General features: G+C 62.2%; 7 protein-coding genes. All 7 read left to right on the top strand.

The features are described from left to right. Window positions 1-164: 164 nt before the first annotated feature. The gene (locus VJR29_01775; GenBank protein ID HKY62122.1) at window positions 165-4,172 is read left to right on the top strand and encodes a sigma 54-interacting transcriptional regulator; all 4,008 of its coding nucleotides are present in this window, start codon (window positions 165-167) and stop codon (window positions 4,170-4,172) included. 40 nt (window positions 4,173-4,212) lie between these two features. Beyond that, entirely contained in the window at window positions 4,213-4,863 is a 651-nt protein-coding gene (locus VJR29_01770) for a deoxynucleoside kinase (protein ID HKY62121.1), read from the top strand. A 14-nt stretch (window positions 4,864-4,877) separates the two neighbouring features. Next, entirely contained in the window at window positions 4,878-5,687 is an 810-nt protein-coding gene (gene panB, locus VJR29_01765) for a 3-methyl-2-oxobutanoate hydroxymethyltransferase (protein HKY62120.1), read from the top strand. 144 nt (window positions 5,688-5,831) lie between these two features. Further along, window positions 5,832-6,677 (top strand): pantoate--beta-alanine ligase, encoded by an 846-nt coding sequence (panC, locus tag VJR29_01760; protein HKY62119.1) that lies wholly within the window; start codon window positions 5,832-5,834, stop codon window positions 6,675-6,677. A gap of 16 nt (window positions 6,678-6,693) precedes the next feature. Next, window positions 6,694-8,007, top strand: a complete 1,314-nt coding sequence (locus VJR29_01755; GenBank protein HKY62118.1) for an amidohydrolase family protein — start codon at window positions 6,694-6,696, stop codon at window positions 8,005-8,007. A 250-nt stretch (window positions 8,008-8,257) separates the two neighbouring features. Next, entirely contained in the window at window positions 8,258-18,964 is a 10,707-nt protein-coding gene (locus VJR29_01750; protein ID HKY62117.1) for an FHA domain-containing protein, read from the top strand. Between the two features lie 96 nt (window positions 18,965-19,060). Further along, window positions 19,061-22,987 (top strand): hypothetical protein (locus tag VJR29_01745; protein ID HKY62116.1); only part of this gene is annotated, 3,927 nt, incomplete at its 3' end.

Below are 22,987 nucleotides of genomic sequence, written 5' to 3'. Positions count from 1 at the left end.
CCGGGCCAAAAAAGTAAGTAATTGAAATTATTTAATTTATTATAAAATTGTCGAATTGATTCCAAATATTAATCATTAAATTTTCAAAAAATAATTGGCTATTGTAAATTAAGTGGAATTTAAATTTTTGTTTATTTTTTGGAATTGGGCCTTAAGATGAAACGATGCCAAGCCCCTCCCTCATCGACGGCCGCTACCAGGTGCTGCAGCGTTTGGGCGAGGGCTTGAGCGGCGAAGTCTTCTTGGTCGATTTCGATCGCCAGCGTTTCGCCCTCAAGCTGCTCAAGCCCATCGCCGATCAAAAGTTGGAGTCCGATCTCGTCGCCGCTTTCAAATTCGAGTTCGCCTTCCTCAAGGATCTCCGCCACCCCAACGTGGTGCGGATCCAGGACTTCGGCTTCGACGAAAGCACCCACCGCTTCTATTTCACCGAAGAGTTTTTGGAAGGCCGGACCAGCCAAGAATATGCCCGGGGCCGGAGCCCGGAGGAGATCGGCGAGCTCTTCCTCCAAGCCATTCGCGGGCTCCAGGCGATTCACCGGGCCCGCCTGCTCCACGGCGATTTGAAGGGCAGCAACCTGATCGTGGTGTCGGGCGAAGCCGGCCCTCAGGTGAAGCTGATCGATTTGGGCTTGGCCGATCCGCGCTTCACCTCGACCGGTGGAACACCGACGACGATGGCGCCGGAAAAAATTCTGCGGGAGCCGGCCGATGAGCGTTCCGACCTTTATTCCTTGGGCGTCGTCTTCTATCAGCTCTTCGCCGGCGAAAACCCCTTCGCCCGCCCGACCTTGGCCGAGACTTACGAGGCCCATCTGACCTTGGCCCCGCCCAAGCTCAGCTTGAAAAATCCCAAGGTGCCGCCATTCTGGAACGAGATCTTCGAGACCCTGCTGAAAAAGAATCCGGCCCACCGCTATCGCGACACCGCCGCCTTGCTCGCGGCGATCGACTTCGCCCGGCCGGCGGCGGCCGGCGGCGCCAAGCTCGCTCCGCCCTGGCGGCTGGAGCGTTGGATCGGCCGGGCCAAGCTGCTCCAAGGCCTGACCGCGAAGATTCGCCGAGCCCTCGGCGCGAAGAAAGAGCGGCGGGCTTTCCTGCTGGTGGGCGAGGCCGGAGTCGGCAAGAGCCGCATCGCCCAAGAGCTGAAATACCTTTTCCAGATGGAAAAGGTTCGGGTCGCCGCTCCGCCCCAAAAGGATTGCGACCTTTGGATCACCGAGGACGAGGCCTGGGTCGCTCATCCCGATGCGCCGCGAGCCTTGGTCCTCTCGCTCAAGCCCGAGGCCGAGGAAGCGCTGCGGGCCAAGCTCGAAGGCCAGGGCTGGAAGGTGGAGGCCGTCCCGGTGCCGGCTCTCACTCGGGAAGAGCTCGAAGCTTTCGTTCTGGAGCTGACCGGTCTCGAGAGGATTCCCGAAAACTTTCTGCAGCGGCTCTGGGAGCGAAGCCGCGGCAACCTCCAGCTGGCGGTTTCCCTGCTCGAAAATCTGGCCCAGCAGCAGCGCTGGGTCGATGACCAGGGGCGCTGGAACCTGGCGATCTTCCGCGAGGCCGACCTCGATTTCGACAGCCTCGCCCTCGACCTCTCCGAGATCGATTCGACCTTGGCGGCGCTGCCGGCCGCCGACCATCCGGGCCGGACCGAGCTTTGGATCAAGCGGGCCGAGGAGCTGATGAAGAATAAAAATTTCGGCCAAGCCGAGGCGGCGCTGGTCCGGGCCGAAACCGAGGCCCAGGAAGTCGGTGATTTGAGCCGGAAGCTGAAGTTGCGGGCCTCGATTTACGAGCGTCAGGGCCTGCTTCGGATCAACGAGCAGCGTTACGAAGAAGCCCGGGGCCGGATCGAGCGGGCCTTGGCTCTGCTTGAAGAAAGCGGGATCGAGGACGAGCCGCGTTTTCTTCGGGCCCAAAATTATTTGGCTTGGCTGCTTTGCCAGGAGGGCAAGGTCGATGCCGCGATCGAGCTTTTCAAGCGGACCCAGCGGCGCTGGGAGGCCTTGCCGCCGCCCGAGCGCTCCAAGGTCCGGAACCAAGACTTGGGCTTCGCCTACCTGCTCAAAGGCGAATCGGCCCAAGCCATCGCGGCCCTCGAGGCCATGCTTCCCTTCTATCAGGAGCTCGACGATCCCCAGCTGCTGATGAAGGTCCACTACAACCTGGCCGAGGCTCAGCTGCTGGCGAAGGATTATTCGGCGGCGGTGGAAAATTTCCGCCGCGGCTCCGAGCTGATGCGGCTCCACCGGAATTTCGAGTTCCTGCTCCGGGCCTACAACGGCTTGGGCAAGGCCCAGCATCTTCGGGGCGAGCTCGAGCCGGCCTTGGCCGATTACACCCGGGGCCTCGAGCTGGCCGATTATCTCCGGGATTATTCCAGCGCCTCGGCCCTGGCCCAGAACATCGGCTCGATTCAAGTCGAGCGCGGGGACTACCCGGTGGCCCAGCGCCATTTCGTGCTGGCCCTCAACCTCTTGAAGAAGCTGCCCGAGAAGAATGCCCATGCCCTCTACCTCGAAGCCCGGGCCCTGGTCGAGCTGGGCGACCTGTTTCGGCGCCAGGGCCGTTATGCCGAGGCCGAGACCTGGGCCCGCGACGCCGACCGCATGGCCAAGCAGGAAAACTCGCTGGCCCATTTCCGATTTTGGTCGCTCTTGACCCGGGCCGAGATCGCCCGCGACGAAGGCGACCGGGTCCGCTTGCAGGATTTGCTGGCCGAGCTCTTGCCTTTGGCCGACGACGCCGAGAAACAAGGCCACTGCCGGGAGCTGCGCCGCCTGCTGGGCGAAAACGCCCCGGCCTTCGAGAGCCCCGAGCCCTCGACCTTGAGCGCCATTCCGACCCGGGTCGAGGCCCTCGACAGCGGCGCGTCCTTGCTCGCCGCCCAGCGCCGCTTGGCCGAGGAGTCCGACCCCGAGGCCCTGCGCCGTTTGATTCGGGAGCTGCAGGAGCGGCTCGACCGGGCCGAGCAAGAGCTGTCGCGGGCCCGCGAAGGGGCCGTCGAGTCCAGCGTCCTGTTGCGCTTTGCCGAGATGGATTTCTTGAGCCGCAATAAGACGATGCAGGAGCTCTTCCGCACCGTCGAGCGGATCCGCGACACCGAGCTGGCGGTGGTGATTCACGGCGAATCCGGCACCGGCAAGGAGCTGCTGGCCCGCTCGCTGCACCGGGGCTCGCGCCGCCACACCGGCCCCTTCGTCGCCGTCAACTGCGCGGCATTCCCGGCGGCCCTGATCGAAAGCGAGCTCTTCGGCTACAAGGCCGGCGCTTTCACCGGAGCGGTCCGCGACAAGCCCGGCTTGATCGAGTCGGCCGAGGGCGGAACGCTCTTTCTCGACGAGATCGCCGAGCTGGAGCTGCCGCTCCAAGCCAAGCTGCTTCGGGTCTTGCAAGAAAAAGAAGTCGTCCGGCTCGGCGAGACCAAGCCGCGGCCGGTGCGCTTTCGTCTGATCTCGGCTTCCCACCGCCGCTTGGAAGAGCAGGTTCGGGCCGGCCGCTTCCGCGAAGATCTTTTCTACCGGGTCGCCGAGCTGGAGCTTCATCTGCCGCCGCTTCGAGAGCGGCCCGAGGACATCGCACCCTTGGCCGAGCGTTTCATCGCCCAATACCTCGAGGAGCATCGCGAAAAAGAGAAGGTCAAGCTCGGCCGGGACCTGCTCGGCCCGCTACTTGATTATCGTTGGCCCGGAAACGTCCGGGAGCTGGAGAACCTGATCCGGGCCGCCACCGCGCTGCGGCGCGGAGCCCAGCTTCGCCTCCAGGATTTGCCGGCCTCCTGGCGCGAGCGTCTCCAGGGGAAAGGCGAGACCAAGCCGGTGGCCGCCGCCGGCGCCGAGACGGCTCCGGTTCCCGCCGCCGCCGGTTCCGCCAAAAGTTGGCGCGAGCTCGAGGAGCTGATCCTGGCCAAGGCCTTGCTTCACTTCGAGCTCGATGTCCGCCGGGCCGCCCAAGTGCTGGGTTGCGCTCCCTCCAAGCTGTACCAAAGGCTGCGGGAGTCCCGGCTCGCCGAGCGCCGGGCCGATTGGGAAGCCGAGCCTTACCGCTATCAGGGCGAAAGCTTGGAGGAGCTGAAGCGCCGGGCCTTCCAAGAGGCCTTGGCCGAAGCCGGCGGAAGCGCTTACCGGGCGGCTCGGCGCCTGGGCGTCAGCCCGGCGACCGTCTACCAATGGGCGCGTTAAGGATGGACAGGCTCGGCTCGGGCATATTAGGGATTTCGGGGTGAAGGCTTTGCGCTACATCGCGGTGGAAGGGCCGATCGGAGTGGGAAAGACCACCTTGACCAACCTCCTGGCCCAGGAATTCCAAGGCCGGATCGTCCTCGAAGAGGCCGAGGAGAATCCTTTCTTGCCGGCATTTTATAAAGATCCCCATTCCCACGCCTTTCAGACCCAGGTTTTCTTCCTGCTCTCGCGCTATCAGCAGCAGAAGACGCTGATGCAGCAAGACCTCTTCAAGCAAGCGACGATCTCCGATTACATCTTCGCCAAGGACCGGATCTTCGCCATGCTCAACTTGAGCGAAGAGGAGATCAATCTCTACGACAAACTCTACCGAGTGCTCGATGCCCAAGTGGCCAAGCCCGACCTGGTGATCTTTCTCCAAGCCAGCGTCGACACCCTGCGCGAGAGGATCAAGAAGCGGGGCATCCCCTACGAGAAATCGATCTCCGGCGCCTACATCGAGCGGCTCTGCCAGGCTTACAACCAGTTCTTCTTCGAATACGACGAGACGCCGCTGCTCACGGTCAACTGCACCGAGATTGACATCGTCAAGAACCAGGAAGACTATAAGAAGCTGCTGAAGGAAATCCTCAACATGCGCAAAGCCAAGCTCGACAAGCATTACGTGAGCATCAGCAGCAAGACTTGAGGCTGTCGCTCGGGATAGACATGAAGATCACGGTTCCTCAAATCGTCGCGATGAAGGCCAAGGGCGACAAGATCGCCATGGTCACGGCTTACGATTACAGCTTCGCCAAGCTCATCGACGGGGCCGGCGTCGAGATGATTTTGGTCGGCGATTCGCTGGGGATGGTGGTCCAGGGCCGGAAGAACACTCTCGGCGTCACTCTCGACCACATGGTTTATCATTGCCACTGCGTGGCCAAGGGCGCCGAGCGGGCCCACGTGGTCGGCGACCTGCCCTTCCTTTCCTACCAGGCCTCCCGGGAGGACGCGATCCGCTCGGCCGGCGACCTGCTCAAGAAGGGCCACGCCGATTCGGTCAAGCTCGAGGGCGGCGAAGAGCTGGCCGAGACGATCCGGGCCGTCGTCGACCTGGGAATCCCGGTGATGGGCCACGTCGGCCTCATGCCCCAGCGGATCCAGCAGATGGGCGGATACAAGATCCAAGGCCGGGGCAAGGCCGCCAAGAAAGTTTTGCGCGACGCCAAAGCCGTTGCCGACGCCGGCGCCTACGCCTTGGTCTTGGAGGGAATCACCTTGGAGCTGGCCAAGGAAATCACCGCCGAGGTTCCGATCCCCACCATCGGCATCGGATCGGGCCCCCATTGCGACGGCCAAGTCCTGGTTTGTTACGACCTGCTCGGCGTCTTTCAAGATTTCAGCCCCAAGTTCGTCAAGCACTACGCCGACCTCAAGCAGGTGGTGGGCTCGGCGGTGGAAACCTACATCTCCGAGGTCAAGGCCGGGAAGTTCCCGGGACCGGAGCACAGCTTCCGAGAAAAGAAGTAATTAGAAATTTTTCACCCCCCTTTGAAAAAGGGGGGCAGGGGGATTTAAAGCGGGGGTTTTCGGCAAATAGAGCGAAGTGAAAGGTTCGTTGCCTCTTCAAATCCCCCCAACCCCCCTTTTTCAAAGGGGGGAGAGGAGAGTCCGATGCAAATCTTCCGCACGGTGCGAGAAATGCAAGCTTGGTCTTTGGGCCGCCGGGCCGAGGGCCGGCGCATCGCCTTGGTGCCGACGATGGGCGCCCTCCACGAGGGTCATCTCGCCTTGATCGACGCCGCCAAGAAGCAAGCCGACGAGGTGGTCCTCTCGATCTACGTCAATCCGACCCAATTCGGGCCCCAAGAGGATTTCGACAAATATCCGCGGACCTTCGACCGCGACTCGGACTTGGCCGAGCAACGGGGCGTGGCCGCCATCTTCGCGCCAAGCAACGAAGAGATGTATCCGGCCGGCCATCAAACCTTCGTCACCGTCACCGAGCTGAGCCGCGGCCTCTGCGGGGCCTTTCGGCCCGGTCACTTCCGGGGCGTCACCACCGTCGTCGCCAAGCTTTTCCTCATCGTCCAGCCGCAAAGGGCCTTTTTCGGCGAGAAGGACTACCAGCAGCTCAAGGTGATTCAAAGGATGGTCGCCGACTTGAATATTCCGGTCGAAGTCATCGGCGTCGAGACGGTCCGGGATCCCGACGGCTTGGCGATGAGCTCGCGCAATGCCTACCTCAGCCCCGAGGAGCGGAGCGAGGCCTTGGCTATCTCGCGCTCCATCGCCCTGGCCCAGGATTTGGTGAAGCAGGGGACCCATGACTGCAAAAACATTCTCGACCAAGTCCAGGGCTTGCTCTTTCAGGGAAAATTCACCATGGTGCAGTACGCCGAGATCGTCGACGAGGAGATGTTGGCGCCGCTCGCCGCCGTCGAGCGGCCGGCTCGCCTGATCCTCGCGGTTTACATCAACGGCAAGCGCTTGATCGACAACGGCCCGCTGCGGCCATAAATTTCGAAGGAGCTCCATGGCAACCTCCGCGCCCCAAACCGCCGAAGTCCATGTCATCGTCGCCCAACACCTGATTCCGATCGAAGGCGAAATCCTCTCGCCCGGCGCCCTGGCCTTCCAGGGCGAGCGCATCCTGGCGGTGGGCCGGCCCGAGGAGCTGACCCAGCGTTTCCCCCAAGCCAAGGTCGAAGAGTACTCCAGCCATTGCCTCTTGCCCGGCTTGGTCAACGCTCATGCCGATCTTTCGCTGACTCACTTCGAAAAATATCCCCATCCCTTGCCCGAGACCAAGGAAGGGCGGATTCTTTTCATGGCCTGGCTGGTCAACGTCTCGCGCTTCAAGTCCAAGCTGGCTCTCGGCGACCAGCAGAAGTCGCTGGGCGAGGGCCTCGACATCGTCCGCCGCTCCGGCGTGACCACGATCGGCGACGTCTGCCGCTATCCGATCGCGGTGCCGCTCTACCGCGAGTCGGGCCTGCGGGTCGTCGTCCTGGCCGAGATCGAAAACATCCAACGGACCCTGGCCCAGGACGAGTTCGAGCAGGCCTTGGCCTTGGTCGACGAGATCCTCCACGAGGAAAATCCCAAGCTCAAGGCCGGCTTGGCGCCTTTTTCGGCTTATACCCTTTCGAAGAACATGCTGCGGATCCTCGGCAGCCACGCGATTCAGATGGGCATTCCGCTGCACCTCCATGCCGCTCTCACTTTCAGCGAGATGGAATTTTTCTACGACAGCCAGGGCGAGGTCACCTCGGTGCTATTCAAGGAGGCCGGCTGGGGCATCGACAAAATTCCGCCGCCCCATCGGATGACGCCGATCCAATATCTCCACGAGATCGGGGTGCTCAAGGCCAAGCCCTCGATCGTCGGGGCCCTCCACTTGGGTCCGACCGATTCGGCTCTCCTCGACAAGGCCGGCTGCGTCCGGGTTTTTTCGCCTCAATCCTTCGAGAAGCTCCAAGCCGGCGAGGTGCCTTGGGACAAGATCCTCAAGGAGGGCTCGCCCTGGGCCTTGGGCACCTTGAGCAAGGCTTCGGGTTCCAACCTTCAGCTTTGGGATGAGATGCGAGCGGTGGTCTATCGGCTCGAGGGCGAAATCGACCGCTCTCAAGTGGCCTCGGCCATTCTTCAGGCGGCCACTTTGGGCGGCGCCAAGGCCTTGGGCTTGGATTCGGAGATCGGGAGCCTGGCCAAGAACAAGCAGGCCGATTTCATCCTGGTCGACTCGCCCGAAGACGACGATTCGATTCCGGCCGGCTTGGTCGACCAAACTTTCCCCGAAAGAATCGCCGCCGTTTACGTCGCCGGCTCTCCGCTTTGGCGCCGATAACATTAATATATCCCTCCCCCGCAAGGGGGGAGGGTGGCTCGACGATTCGAGCCGGGAGAGGGGGCGCTAAGGTGCCGCTGCTTATGCAGCACCCCCTCTCCCCCGACCCCTCTCCCGCAGGGGGGAGGGGAGATCTTTTGCGCAGGCTTCTGCTGACAACTTTTCCCCCACCACGGCGATAAAGCCGCAATAGGGTGAAATACCTGGGATCATAAAATAATCACTCCGAATAGCACTTTGGGGGCACAAGGTGAGCGGAAACGCTTCCTTCCGTTTGTCTCGGGAAACCAGGGACTTACTGAAGCAACATCAAGATTTTTTCTCCTCCGTCCTAGATCTCTACGACGGCAAGGGGGACAATCCGCAAAAAACGCCCCTAAAATTCAAGCCTTCCGACCTCGAAGCCAAGACCGAAGCCGAGGTCAAGCCGAACGGCGACATCGAAGTCACTTTCATCATTCCGTTGGATGACAACGAGAAAGCCGGCGACGGCCGGGTCTATCTCAAGGACAAGTTTGTCTTCGATCCGACCCAGAAGGTGCTGAAGGGCTACCAGCGGAGCTTCGAGCACAATGGCAAGGGCGACGTCGCCGCCTGGAAAGGCTGGCTCGGCAAATACGAGGCCTTGGTCAAGAATGGGCCCGGTTTAAGCGATAAGCTTGTGCAAAGTTTTGGCCTTTCGGTGGCCCGGACCTTCGGCCAAGCCATGGTCGACGAGCAAGAGCAGCCGCTGGAGAAATTCAAAGAGGCCTTCAAAAAAGAGCGGCGCTATCTCGACAGCTTGAACGGCCTCATCGTCACCCAAGCCAAGCGGTTCGACCTCGAGGGCCTGAAGCTGCGCCGGGACAAGGAAAGCCACTATCAGGTGATCCGGGACGGCGATCAGCTCGATTTGATTTTGAAATGGGTGGCCGACGACGACGCCAAGCCCGAAAACGGCCGGATTTGGTTGAAGGATCGTTTCACTTTCAAGGACGGTAAATTCACCAATTTCAGCCGGGACTGGCTGTCGGACCCCAAGGCCGAAAGCGCCGAGAAGCACCGGGCCTTGGTCGAGAGCCTCAAGCGCCAGCCGCCGCCGGATATGGCCGAGACCAAGGCTTTCGCCGAGAATCTCCAGCCCTACCTCGTTCCCCAGCAGAATCCCAATCCCCGGGACCTGACCCCGCTGCTCGCGGCCAGCCTGAAAGCGCCGGCCGGCGAAAGTCTCTTCAAGGTCAAGGACCCGGCCGGGCTCGACGCCGCTCAAAAGCAAGCCCTCCAGATCCTCGAGGTTTTCGCCAAGGAAGACGTCGCCAAGCGGGCCGACCACGCCGAGGGGCTCCTCAATTTCGAGAGCAAGGTCGACGTCAATGCCGAAATCACCCAGGTCGAGTCGCTCTTCAAAAAGCTCGCCGAAGCTCGGGATCAATCGCCGGCCGGCAACCTGAAAACCCTGCTCCAAGGCCTGAGCTTGAGCGAGGGCGAGCAGGCCCAGCGCCAACGGCTCCTCAAATCGGCCCTGTTCCGCGAGCTGCTCTCTTTGGCTCAGGAGCGTGACACCGAGCTTCGGCACGGCGGGCTCCTCCATTTGGCCAAGGGCCGGCTCTTCAGCGAGCGGGGCTATCCGGGGACGGCCACCGCCATCGCCTCGCTGTTGAAAGACGATTCGGCCCTCGGGGCCAAGGCCGGGAAACTGCTCGACCTGGCCAACGGCAAGGCCAACTTCGGCGACAAGCTCGAGATGACTCTGGGTCATTTCCAGCACGAAGTGACCAAGCCTTCGATGCTGGCCGGCATGATGGCCGCGCCTTTTGCGGGGGCGGCTTTCGAGATCGGCGGACTGCGCGCCGCGAAATATCTTTACGACGCCAAGAAAATCGAGAGCATCGGCCGGGGCACCAAGTTGGCGGCCTCGGGCTTCGGCGTCTTCGGCGAATCGGTGGCCTTCACCGGCATGCACCGGGGCTTTGAGCGCCTTTCGCACGGCTCCGACCGGACCTGGAACGGCGCCGGCGACGAAATCCTTTCCTCGATGCTGATGTTCGTCGGCATGCGGGCGGTCCACGCCGGCACCGGCTGGGCCAGCAGCCGGGCGGCCGAAGGCAAGTTCAATTTCAAGGTCCGGGAGCGCGAGATCCGCTTCGGCGGCCGCGAGGGCACCGCCGCCCACGGCCCGAACCTCTTCCAGCCGACTCCGACCGGCCGCCTGCTGATGGGCAATCCTTGGGTGCCGGAGGCCGGAGTCGGCGCGCCGACCTTGACCAAGCTGGGCCAATTCAGCGCCGGCACCGCCAACCATCTCGGCAGCATCTTCGCGATGCAGGCCAGTAGTGCCGTCAGCCGAAAAGCCGGCTGGATGCCGGACAATGATCAGACTTTCGCCGCCAACTTCTTCGACGCGACCGTGATGTACGGCCAGGCCATGGTCGGCTTCAACCTGGCCAACCGGGCGACGATGGGCCGTCTCCAACCGGCGCTGGGCGAAGTGAAGATGCGGATCGAAGGCTTCGATCCCAAGGCCAGCTACGCGCCGATCGCGCCGGAGCGTCCGGCCAAATCCGGCGGCGGTTTTGAATTTGGACCTTGGCTCCAGAAGATCCGGGCCTCGCGGGCGGCGGCGAAGACCGCCGCCGCGCCGAAACCGGCCGGCGAGGCCGAGGGCTGGGGCGCCCGAGTCCGCCAAGGGCTGGGCTCGGCCCGCGAATGGCTTTCCAAGCTGGGTCCTTCCAAGGTGCGGAACCTCGAGGCCCAGCTGGCCGAGGTCGAAGCCAAAAGAGCCGAGGCCGAGCGCGAAGTCGAAACCAAGACTCAAGCCATCACCGAGCTCGAAGCCCGGGTGACCGAGCTCGGCAACGATTTGGGCAGCGCCCAAGGCGAGGCCGCGAATCAGCGCAGCGAGGCCGAGGCCAAGGGCACTCGGATCGGCGAGCTCGAGCGGGAGTTGGGCGAGAAAAATACCGAGGTTGCCGAAAGGACTCGGCAGCTCGAAGCAGCCAAGGAAGAAACCCGGCAGGAGAAAGAGGCGCGAGAAGCCGCCGAAGGCAAGCTTCAGGAGATCGAGAATAACGCTGAGGCCGCTGATTTGGGGCTCAGCTTCGAGAATCCGGCTGCCGAGGCCGCGGCCCTCCGGCAAAAGATCCAGGTGCTCAACACCGAAAAAAGCGAGGCCCAGATCCGAGCCGCCGCGTCCGGCCAAGAGGCCACCGAATTGCGCGGCCAGATCGAGACGGCCAATGCCGAGCTCAAGCGGCGCGAGGGCATCGATCGGGCCTTGACCGAGGCTCAGACCAAGGTCGGCGAGCTGGAGACGGCCCGGACCGAGTTCGAAGCCACGATCGCCGAGCTGCGCCGGGACATCGACAGCAGGAATAAAGAAAACACCGCGGCGTCGGAGCTGGTCGGCCGCATGGCCCAGCAGATCTCCGATCTCGAAACGAGCGTCGGCCGCAAGGATAAAGCGCTCACCGAAGGCGCCGCCGAGATCCAAATGCTCCGAGAGCAGGTCGAGACCACGAGAACCGAGGCCCAGATGCTGGCCGACAAGCTCGGAGAGTCCGACGCCCAGCTTAAGACAGCCAACCATCAGTTGGAAACCGAGCGCTCGCGAGTCGAGCAATTGAACCGAGTCCAAAAAGCCCTGGAGCGTGAAAGAGGCGAGATTCAGAGTAAATTGGATGCCAAGAGCGGCGAAGCCTCCGAGCTGAGCGGTAAGTTGCGAGAGACCGACGCTTCTTTGACCGAAGTCCAACGCGAGCTCAAGGGCGCCAGGCTGGATTTGGAAACCGCCGAGCGGGTCAAGAATGGCAAGGATGCCGAAAACGAGCGGCTCCGCGGCCTGATGCGAGAAGCCCAAGCCAACCATGGACGGAAGGAGACCGAGCTCTCCGAATCGATCCGCGGCTTGGAAGACCAGGTCAAGCAACAAATGGCCGAGATCGAGACGGCCGCGACCACCGTCGAAGGTCTGCGCCGCGACCTCGGCGAACAGACCAGCCGGGCCGAGGGCGCCGAAGCTCGTGAAACTACCCTCCGCGCCGAGATCGAAGAGCTTCAATCTCAACACGAACAGACCAAGACCGATTTGTCCAAGGCCGAGCGCCTCTTGCGCATCGCCGAAAGCACTGTGCAGGCCAAGGAGCGGCAGCTCGAGCGCGAGAAATCGAGCAAAGCGTCGATGCTCCGTAACTTGAACGCTCTGCGGAATCGGAAGGGCGAGCTCGACCGGGAGCTCATCGATGCCAAGGCCGAGAAATCCCGGCTCGAGACCCGAGCCAAGGAGCTGGAGCGCCAATTACAGGAAGAGATCGAAAAGGAACCGGAAATCGACATCACGGCTCAGGTCGAGCTTTCGGAGGCGCGCCAGGAATTCGAAGAGCAAAAGGGCCAGCTCGAAGGGCGCATCCAGGCTTTGGAAACGAATCGGGGCGAGCTCGAAGGAAAAATCAAAACCTTGGAGCGAGAGAAGGGCGAAGCCGAACGCCGGGTTCGGAGCCTCGAAACCGACGTGGAGATGGCCAAGGGATCGGCCCAATCGCAGAAAGACGACCTCGAGGCCCTGCAAACCCGAACCAAGAAGGAAGCCGAAGAGCTCCGCGCCAGCATGGAGGCTTGGCGCAAGAAGGCCACCGATGCCGAGGGCGGCAAGGCGCGGGCCGAGGCCCGAGTCGCCACCCTCGAGAGCGATCTGTCCGGGGCCAAGACCCGGCTGGAGAGCGCCGAGCGAGAGCTCCGCGAACAAGGCGAGGTCTTGAGGGCCGAGCGCGCGAAGAGCAAAAAGCTCGAAACTCAAGTTGGCGAGCTGGACGGCGCCAAGCAAGAGCTGGAAAGCCAAATCCAGATCAAGGCGGCCGAGATGGCCACCGCCGCCTCGGAGGCCCGCGACCAGATCGAGCAGCTCACCAGGGAAAAAGGGGAGCAGGAGGCCAAGCTTAAGGAAAGAGAAGAGACCGCGAGCAGGCTCCGGGAGGAACTCGGGAGGAAAAGCGAGGCTCTTACCAAAGCCGAAAAAGATGCGCGCGATGCCAAGGACGAGACGCGCCGGGAGCGCGCTCGCCTCGACGGCGAGAAGCGCGCGGTCGAGCGCGAGCGCGACGCCAAGATACGGGAATTGACCAATGCCGAAACCGAGGCCGGCAACCTTCGGACTCAAGTTCAAGAGCTTGAAGAGCGAATCGGTCAAGTCCGCCGCGAGGCCGAAGCCGAGCAGGAGCGTTTGAATTCGGAAAATGGGGCGCTGAAAGGCGACCTCGAAACCAAGGAACGCGACTTGATCGATCTTCAGCGGCAGTTGGCGGAAAGCGAGGCCCGGGCCGAAGAGCTCGATGCTCAGCTGGGCGAGGCCAACCGTTCGCTGGAAGCGGAAAAGACCGCCTTGACCAACCTACGCGCCGAGGTGGAAGAGACCGAGGCCCGAAACGGGATTGCCCTCGACCGCCTGCGCGAGGAAGCCCGCATTGCCGAGCAAGCCAGAGAAGAAGCCGAGGGGAAGGCGCGCGAAGCCAATGCCAAGCTCAGCCAGGTGGAGACCGAGCTGGGACAAGTTCGGCGCAAAGCTGAAGGAGCCGAACAGGAGGCGAAAACCAAGCTGGGCCGGTCCGAGCAAAGGGCCGAGACCGCCGAAGGCCATTTGGCCGAAAGGACCCGGGAGCTCGAGGAGCTGCGGACTTCGACCGCCGCCGAGGCCGAGAGACTTCGGGATGAAGCCCTCCAAGCGAGTAGGAATGAAGCTTTGGCTCAAGCCAGGGTTGAGGAGGTGGAAGCGACTTCGGCCCTTGCCGCGCAGCGCCTCCAAACGCTCGAGGCCGAGCTCGCGGGAGCTCAGGCCCAGGTCGAAGCCCTGCAGGCCCCGGCCAGTCAACACGAGGCGTCCGCGGCCCGAGCCACTCGCTTAGCCGGCGAGCTAGCCATTGAGAAACAAAAATTGACCGCCGCTGAGGCACGGGCTACCGCCGCCGAGCAAAAAGTCACGGCAACCGAGGAAAGAGTCCGGGCTGCCGAAGCTCGCGCGGAGGCTGAAAAAGCCCGGGCCGAAGCTGCCCTACTGCGGGCCACTGAGGCTGAAGGCAAAGCCGAACATGCCGAAACCGAGCTTGGTCAAAAAAGGCTGCGGATTCTTGGCTTAGAAGGCGATCTTACTCAAGCTCAGGCCGAAAACGTCACCTTGGCCCGCGCCGCCGAAGAATACGAAACTCAGGCCAAGCCCAAGATCGCCAAGCTCGAAGCCCGGGCTCGGGAGCTCGAAGGGCAGGCCCAGGCCGCCGAGACTCGAGCCCAGGAGGCCGAGACGCGGGCCGCCGATGCCGAACGGGCGGCCCTGGACTTGGACCAACAGATTTTGACCATGGCCAAATCGCTCAGCGCCGCCAAGGACGCGGAAGCCGCGGCCAATCAGCGGGTCGAGGATCTGCTCCGCGAAAAATCGGAGCTCCAAAATATGGTCCGGCAGCGCGAGACCAGCATCGCCGAGCTGGAAGGCCAGGCCTTGCAGAGAATCGCCGAGCGGACCCAGCTCGAAGCCCAAGTCGAGGCCGGCAAGACCCAAATCGGCCGGCTCGAGGCCAGGGTCCGCGAGCTCGAGGCCGAGATCGATCGCGTCAACGGCGACATCACCCAAGTCTGGGAACAAAGCCAGGCCACCGGCCAGGAATCGGTCGAGCAGAGGGCCTCGCTCGAAGAACAAAGAGGCAAGATCGAGAGCCTGGAGATTGACTTGGAGCTCGCCCGCGAAGAATTGCGGGTGGCCAAGGATGCCCAAGAGACCGTCCGCCTGCTGGAGATCAAGGAAAACGAGCTTATCATCCAGACTCGGACCCTCGAAGGCGAGCGCAACGATGCCCTTCGTCGGATCGAAGAGCTGGAAAGAGAGCTCGACAATGCCGGAGTCGGCGTCGATCCCGAGGTGGCGCTGGCCGCTTACAATCTCCGCTCGTCCGGTGTCGGCGAAGGTTATTTCCACCGGGTGGACCCGCGGGCCGAAAAAGTTTCGCTCAGGGTCAAGGATTCGGTGGTGCTCCGTCAAGCCGATGGAGCCCCGGCCGGCGAGGCCAAGATCGTCGCCGGCGGCGAGCAAGGCGATCTGACTTTGGAATTCCTGGATGGCTCCACCGCCTCGGCTCGGACCACCAAGGCCGGTCGGAAGTACCAAGAAGACGGCGCTTACATGGCCCGATTCAAGCTGCCCGACGGCCGCGAAGTCAAGGTCCTGGCCGGCTCCGACGGAGCCGGCGGACACGAGAGCGGCGACCTCGCCTCGAGCTCCTTCTTGCAGGGCGTTCATGCCCGCGTCGCCGAGGCCGTCCACGAGGGCCGCATTCCCAGCGCCGGCGAGCTTTTCGAGCATGGCGAGCTGGCCTTGTCGAGGCAAAAACCGGAGCCCACCGCCCAAGAGGAACACGCCGAAGGCGGCAAGCTGAGCGACCCGACCGGAACCGGGGCGGTGATCGTCATGGTCGGCAATGAGGCGACGATCGCCACCAAGGGCGACTCCAATATCCTCTGGGCCCGGCCCAATGCCGCCGGTGAATTCGAAGTATTGGGCATCACCGAGACCGATGCGACCGCCGGCGACATCGGCAAGCTCAACATCAGAAAATACAATAACATCGTCCGCGGTATCGGAATCGAGTCGAACCCCGCAACCAAAAGCCCCCGCTTGTACGGGGTGCAGGGGATTCGACAGGGCGACCGCGTTCTGATCGGCAGCGACGGCTTTTGGGGCGTGACGGTCGGCCCCGCGCTGGTCGAGGCGACTTCTTCCGAATTGAGGCAATTGCCGCGCCCCTTTGGCGAGGCCGACCAGAATACTTTCGACCACATTCGCTGGGGTCTCAAAGCTTCGTCCGGCCAGAGCCAGCGAGCCGAAGCTTGGCACGACTTGGCCCTGCAGCAGATGAGGAATCCGGGCACCGAGAGAAGCTTCTTCGGCGAGCAGCGCCGGATCGACGTCAAGGACGATGCCGACAACGTCTTTGTCATCGACTTGGAGCAGGGCTTGGTCACCCCCAATGCCCAATCGATCATCCCTCAAGGCTATGGCAAGCTCTGGCCGGTTCATAGCTTGGCCGAAACCCAACGGCGAGCCGCGATGGCCAAGGAAGTCGTCCAGCCTAAGACTCCCTCGCCGGTTCCGCCGCCTTTGCCCAGCCAGCGAAGCAAGGTCGGGATCCAGCAGGACCTCGCCAACAAGTATACCAATACCTTGGCCGAGCTCTACGGCACCGTCGCCGAAGCCGGACGCCTGCGCCTTTCCCCGTCGGGCAACGAAGCGGCCAAGCAGTTCGTCGAGCTCTATTACCGTTACCCCGAGCTGGAAGCTCAAATCAGTCCCGAGTTGCTCCAGGCGGCCGACCGGGTGGGCCAGATCAAGCTATTCGACGTCGCCGAAAGATTTCTCCAAGACGTCAAGAAAGCCGACGCCGCCAAGGGCGAGGCGGCGATCAAAATTCTGAGAACCATCAAGGGATTGAGCAAGGTCTTCACCAAGGCCGGCCCCGAGGAGCTCGCGCAGGTTCAAGCCGCCCACGGAACCCTTCTGCATCGCATGTTCGGCGCCGAAGGCTCGACGGTCGCGCAGGCTTTCGCCAACCTTCACAAAGCCGCGCCGGATATCGCCGACTTATTCAATCCCGCGACCTTGGCGTCTCCGACCTTGTTCAACCTCAATTACTTCTATCGGGAAATCAACCAGAAGATCATGGAGTCGGATCAACCCTATCAACCTCCGACTCCGGCCGAAGTGGCCGCGGTTCAAGCCAAATATCAGGCGTCCTTGGACAAGGTGTTCGGGGAAGGCGAGGGGGCGGCCCAGGCGGCTTCATGGTTTGCCGGGCTTCACAAGTCCGTCCCGAGCACCCAGCATAGCTACAACCCGGACACGATCGCTTCGAAGAAGTTCGTCCAACAGCTGATGCGGTATTTCAGCATCGACGGGATTTTGGTTCGGCCGACCGACTCGACCCCCGGCACTGACGCGGGGCCGATCGGGTATGCGGCCGACATCAAAAATATCGCCTTTAGCCAGGAAACCCAGACCAACCGCGCGGCTCGCGGTTGGTCGAACCCCGAGAGCTGGGCCAACGGAATTCGCAGTTGGGATTTGGCCCCGGGCGAGAACCATGTCTACCGGGGCGGCCGGAACCAGGGCCACATCGTGCTCGAAGAGCCATCGGTCTCAAGCCAGCACTTCGCCATCAGCAGCCGGGGCAAGGACTGGATTTTGGAGGAAGTCGAGGCTCGGAACGGCATTTTCGTTAACGAAAAGGAGCTCAAGTCCGGCAAGAGCCATAAGCTGAAGAACGGAGACAAGCTGCGCTTCGGCCACGTCGAGCTGCAGTGGAGCGTGAATGCCGAAAACCAAGGCCGTTTAGTCGCCCTCCGTCCCCACGTTTTGCAAAACGAGGCCCCGGCTCCCCGGCCGGGACAGCCCGCGGCCGCCGCTCCCCAGGCCCGGCCCGCCGCCGCGCCGGCTCCAGTGGCCCCGGTGGCTGATCCGACGCCGAGCGGTCGAATGGTTTTCCGGCCTTCGCCGGATGCGCCCTTCATTCTGGGCTACGACCAGATACCGGATTACGGGGTTTCGCCAAACCATCTCCAGATCCGGAAAGTCCATGGCAAGTGGTATATTCAAGATTTAGGCTCGAATTATGGGACCCGGCTCAATGGCCAAGACATTCAAGCCGAAATGATTCCCCGCAAAGAGCAGCGGCCGCCGGGCAAGGAGCATGTCTTGGAAGTCGGCCATTCGGTCCAGCTGGGCAATTTGCACTTCCAATGGGATGGCGCCCAATTGGTCCAAACCGGCGGCTCGATCGTCCCGCCCAGCACCCAGTATTACCGGCCGTCGCCGAATTTCCGGCCTCGACCCCTGCAAGCGGGCGAGACGGTGCCGCTCGTTCTTGAGGGACAACAGATCGGCCTGATTCAATGGGACCAAGCGAAAGGCCAGTTCCTGCTGCGCAACTCGATTGCCAACACCCAGCTCTGGGTCCATCAACAAGGCCAAAATTATCCGCTGAACGATTCCTGCATCTTGACCAACGGCATGATCTTCGGCATGGGCGCCAGCGAGAGCACCGCCCAATATTATATCTTCCGTGACAATGTCCTGACGGCGATCACCCTCAAGGGCTCGAGCCACAACCATCAACCGGCCGCCAGCTTCCAGGCGCCCCTCCACTTGGAATTCCCGGTGACCGATCCCCTCGGAATCCGCTTGGGCCGGCAGCAGTTCCGCGATCATCCCAGCCTTTCCGGCGAGCATCTCGATTTCCGCCGCAATGGCAACCAGTGGGAGGTTCGCGACGCCGGCAGCCTCAACGGGACTTATCTGAACGGAGAACGAATTTCCGTGGGCGATCCCAGCAAGGGCGATCCTAGGAAAGCCGGTGAATGGAAGCCGGTGAAATCGGGCGACATCGTGACCGTCGGCCAATTCAACATGCGCTTCCACGCCGAAGGCAATAATTTCTCCCTCGATGAAGTCCCCCAAACCTCCTCGGAGCCGCCGAATCCGGGGCCGATCCCGATGGAAAGCTTTGCCAGCAGTTACCGCCCGAGCCCCACTTCGGGATCCCGTCAGCCCCAGGCCGACGTTTCCCAACTGGATCGGGGCGTCGTTCCGATGCACCTCGGCGACTCCCGGATCATCTTGGTCGGCCGGCGGGGAGGTGACGCCGGGCTCTACCTCAGCGATCCCCAGCAGCCGCTCAACGGCGAGTTCTTCCTGAACCTCGGACGCGGCGCTGGTCTTCTCAGTGCCTTTCGTGACAAGGCGCTTTTCAGGCTGGAGCGGCTCGAGGGCGACCGCTACCGATTGACCAATATCGACGCCAAGAGCGGCCTGGTCATCACCAACGACCGGGGCGCCAACCGCCAGGTGGCCGCCGGCAATGCCGACCAGGTGGTTCCTGGCGACACCGTGGTCCTCGACGGCGGCAAGCTCCGAATTAACTTAGCTAAAGACTTGAAATTACAATAGAATCTTCTTTTGCTCCCCCCTCGGCAACTTTTCTAATCCCCCGACGATAAATGCTTGGTTGGGTTCGTTTAGGTATCACCATTGGGGGGCACATCCATGGGTGGGAAGATCACTTCCGCGTTGTCTCGGGAGACGCGGGACCTACTGAAAGAAAATCAATACTTCTACGACACGGTCCTCAAGCTGGTCGACTCGACCGGCCTGAAGCTCAAGCCGGCCGACGTTGAATCCAAAACCGAAATCGAGCAGCTGCAAGACGGCAAGCTGGCCGTCCATTTCCTCATCCCGATCGACGGCAACGGCGATGCCACCGACGGCCGGATCCTCCTCCGCGACACCTTCATTTTCGACGAAAAGCAGCGGACCATCCACGAGCACAAGCGCAGCTTCGAGTACAACGGCCGCGGCGAGAACAAGGCCGAGTGGCAAAAATGGCTCGAGACCTACAAGGAAAAGGCCGGCCAGTCGGCTCAAGGCCAGCAGCTTTCGTCCTTCGCGGCCACCGCCGCCCTCTCGTTCAACCGTCCGTTCAGCGACAAGCAATTCGAGCTGTTCAAAAAGCTCAACAACCGGAAGATCCAAAACGGCGACCAAGAGGAAGACAATCCGAACTACCTCGGCTTTTACCAAAGCCTGGTCGTCGGCGCCCGTGATTCGGGCCTGACCCTGCGCTCGCGCGACCCAAAAAGCTCCTATGCGGTGATCAACCGGGGTTTGGTGAAAGAATTGGTCTTCACCTTCGCGCTGCTCAACGACGACGGCAGCCCCGGCCATCTCTTGGTGAAGGAAAGCTTCATCCTCGACGCCAAGACCAACGCCTTGGTCGGCCACAAGCGGAACGTGATCGTGCCCACCGAGCTGAGCGGCGACCAGGCTTTGAGCCAGAAGGCCGACTCCCTCAACGCGTTGGAAGTGCCCAACCTCGAAGCGGCCCGCGCCTTCATCTCGCATTTCGTTCCCGACATCCTGACCGACGCGCCGGAATTCAAGGTGGCGCCGGCGACGGTCACGCCCGAAGCCGGATATCCCGAAATGTCCGATGCCTCTTTCCGCAAGACCTTGGCCGCGATGGCCCGCAACAAGAAGACGCCGGCGATGGGCGAGATGGATCCGGCCTTCTTCGAGACCCTGGACAAGGAAGGGGCCTATTTGGCGCCGCTGCGCGAGGCGATGGGCCCGGGCTTCGCCCTCAATCTCAAGGATCCGCCGCTCAAGACCAGCGTCCAGGTCGCGGGCAACAAGACCCAGATTTTCGTCACCTACTCGCTCAAGCCTTCGAGCGGCGAAGCCGGCGTGCTGGAATACGGCGAGCGCTGGACTTTCGAAAACGGGAGGCTGAGCGCCATCGCCCGCCAGGCCAAGGCTCTGGCCGCGCCCCAAGGCGGCGAGGTCGAGACCGCGGCTCAGCGGATCAAGGAAGCGATCGACGGGAACAAGTTCGGCGACGCCAGCCAAGAGCAGGTTTTTAGAGCGGTGGCCAACCAAGCGGCCTACCTCGCGCCCCACTTAAGCTACATCGGGCTGCCGACTCTGCTCGAAAACCCCATGGCCCAGGGTCAGCTGACTCAAGTCCAAATGGTGGTTCTCCCCCTCATCGAGGGGATTCAGGCCGACCTCATTTCGGCGTTTTACGGCAACGACGTCGATCCCCAATTCCGGGACGACATCCTGCGCCTCAATGCCAGCTTGATCCATGGCGATGCCGATAACATGGCGGTCATTCTCGGCCGGCTCCAGAAGCGGGAAGAAGCGGCGATCGCGGCGGCCACCGATCCCGAGCAGAAAAAGCGCCACACCGAGCAGATTCAGATCGCCGACCTAATCTTCACCCTCGCCAATGGCGATCTCGACAAGGCCCATGAAACTTCCAAGCGGCTGGTTTCCCCGGCCTACAAGAAGGTTTTCGACAAGGCCCTCGGCTTTTTCGTCAAGGCGCCCAAGGTCATGGAAGGCTTCGGCGCCATCAGCCACTTGGTCGAAGAGCAGATCCAGGTCGGCGAGAAGACCGGCAAGGGTTTGCTCAGCGACACTCCGCGCTACTCTTCGGCCGATCGCGATTCGCTGAAGAGCCTGTCGACCAAGGCCCTGATAGGTCTCGACAAGAACTTGAAATCGGCCGACACTCTCCAGGCCCTGCAAGCCGCTTTGGATTTCGGAAAAGGCAAGCAGCCCGAAGAGATGAACGAGCAGGACAAGGCTCGTCTCCTGACCGAGGCCGAGCGAGCTTTGGCCGGCAAGATCCTGGCCGACCCCCTCGTCAAGCAGTTGTCCCATATCGCCAAGGAAGAGGACCGCGACCTCCAGGCCAAGGAATACTTCGAGTTCGCCCGCGGCCCACTCTTTGAGAAAGGCTTGTTCCAAAGCTCTCGTTACGTCCTCGATCTGGTCGTCGCCAAGATGCCGAAGAACGGGGCCACCGAAAGCCTCGAGATCCTCCAGACTTTCGCGATGGAGAAGAGCGAAAACGCCAAGGTCGCCAAGCTTAAGGCGATGACGCTGCTGCCGCCGGAGATGGAGGCGGCCGAGGGCTTCCTGAAGAAGATCAAGCTGAAGGCCCAGGACGATCCGACCAAGCCCCTCGAGACCTTGCTCAATGAGCTCGGCGACTTGAACGACCATGAGAAGAAGCTGCTCGATAGGCTGAAGAAGAGCGAAGCCCTGAAATTGGTCGCCGTCGCGGCCGGCCGGCCGACGGTGGCTGAGCGCTATCAGGCCTACTTCCAGGTGGTCGCGCCTTATATGGTCGACCAGCTTTTGCTCGACGACGTCGTCGCCGCCCTGGAAAAGGATCCCAAGCTAAGCCTCAAGAAGGTATTCGAGGGCATCCCGGACCTCCGGCCCGAGCAAAAGATGGTGTTCGAGCAGCTCCAAAAAATCGAGGATGGAGCGCTCATCCCGCAGCTCGAGCAGAAGCTGGCGGCGGCCGTTTCGATGGACCCGGCCCAACGAGGCAACTATTACCGGCAGACTTTGACCCCCGTGATGATGGATCTGGTCGCCTCCGATGGGGCGGCGAGCGCTTTGGCCTTCATGGAAAAGCTCGATGATTCGACCCCGGTCCCCGCCATCGAGGGGGCCGCCGTCGCCGAGATCATCCTGGCCGGAGAGATTCGCAAAGAGCTTCTGCCTCAGATGAAGCAGGCCCAGGGCTACAACCGCCTCCAAATCCAGGAGCAAAACACCATTGAAAGCCTCCTGAAAAAGGCGGTGAAGAATGCTCCGATGAATCCGACCGCCAGCGCCTACACCTTGCTGAACGAGGTCAAGGAATCGGACCTGAGCCCGGCCGAGAAGGAGATGCGCCAGCAGCTTCTCGCCGACAAGACGATCTCGGCCATCCTCGACATCGGCGCCGAGCCCGACATCGTCAAGCGCCGCCAATCCTATCTCGGTCACCTCCAGAACATGGAAACCGGCGAAGCCGGCACCCTGAGCAAGGCCGGCTATCCCCAGACCGAGATGTGGCTGACCAAAGAAGTCCACTTTCAAAAGCTGCCTGACGTTCACGGCTACGTCGAGATGCCGCCCTTGACCCAAGGCGAGACCCCGGGCCGCAAGCACCTCGCGGCCGCCGGGGCCATGGAACACCAGGCCAAGATGACGCGGGACGTGAAAAAGTTCATGGCCATGCTGGAAGGCAAGGGCGATTTCGGCTCCAAGGTCGGCTACGGCATGCCGCATTTCACCAAGGAGCTGTTCAAGCCCACCAGCATCGCCGCGATGGCGGCGGCACCGCTCGCCGGTGGCTACGCCAGTCTCCGGATGGCCGCCTGGCTGAAGAATTTTGGAGCCGTCGGCCGAGGCACCGCCGTTGTGACCGGCGTCGGCGTCGAAGCCGCGACCTTCACCTATCTCCATGCCAAGGGCGAGAAGCACGTCTATGGCAACGAGACGGCCGACCAGAATTTCTGGAAGGATCTCAAGACCAATACGGCCCTCTTCCTCGCGATGCGGGGCATGCACCTCGGCAGCGCGGCCTTCGGCGAGAAGGTCTTGGCGACCGGGAAGCTCGGCAAGTGGGCC

The organism is bacterium, assembly GCA_035281585.1.
Lineage (GTDB): Bacteria > UBA10199 > UBA10199 > DSSB01 > DSSB01 > DATEDP01.
This window is presented reverse-complemented; position numbering and strand designations above follow the sequence as displayed.

Excerpts from the sequence above, each read along its gene's own strand:
- VJR29_01775 (HKY62122.1), top strand. The coding sequence starts at position 165 with ATGCCAAGCCCCTCCCTCATCGACGGCCGCTACCAGGTGCTGCAGCGT.
- VJR29_01755 (HKY62118.1), top strand. The coding sequence starts at position 6,694 with ATGGCAACCTCCGCGCCCCAAACCGCCGAAGTCCATGTCATCGTCGCC.
- panC (HKY62119.1), top strand. The coding sequence starts at position 5,832 with ATGCAAATCTTCCGCACGGTGCGAGAAATGCAAGCTTGGTCTTTGGGC.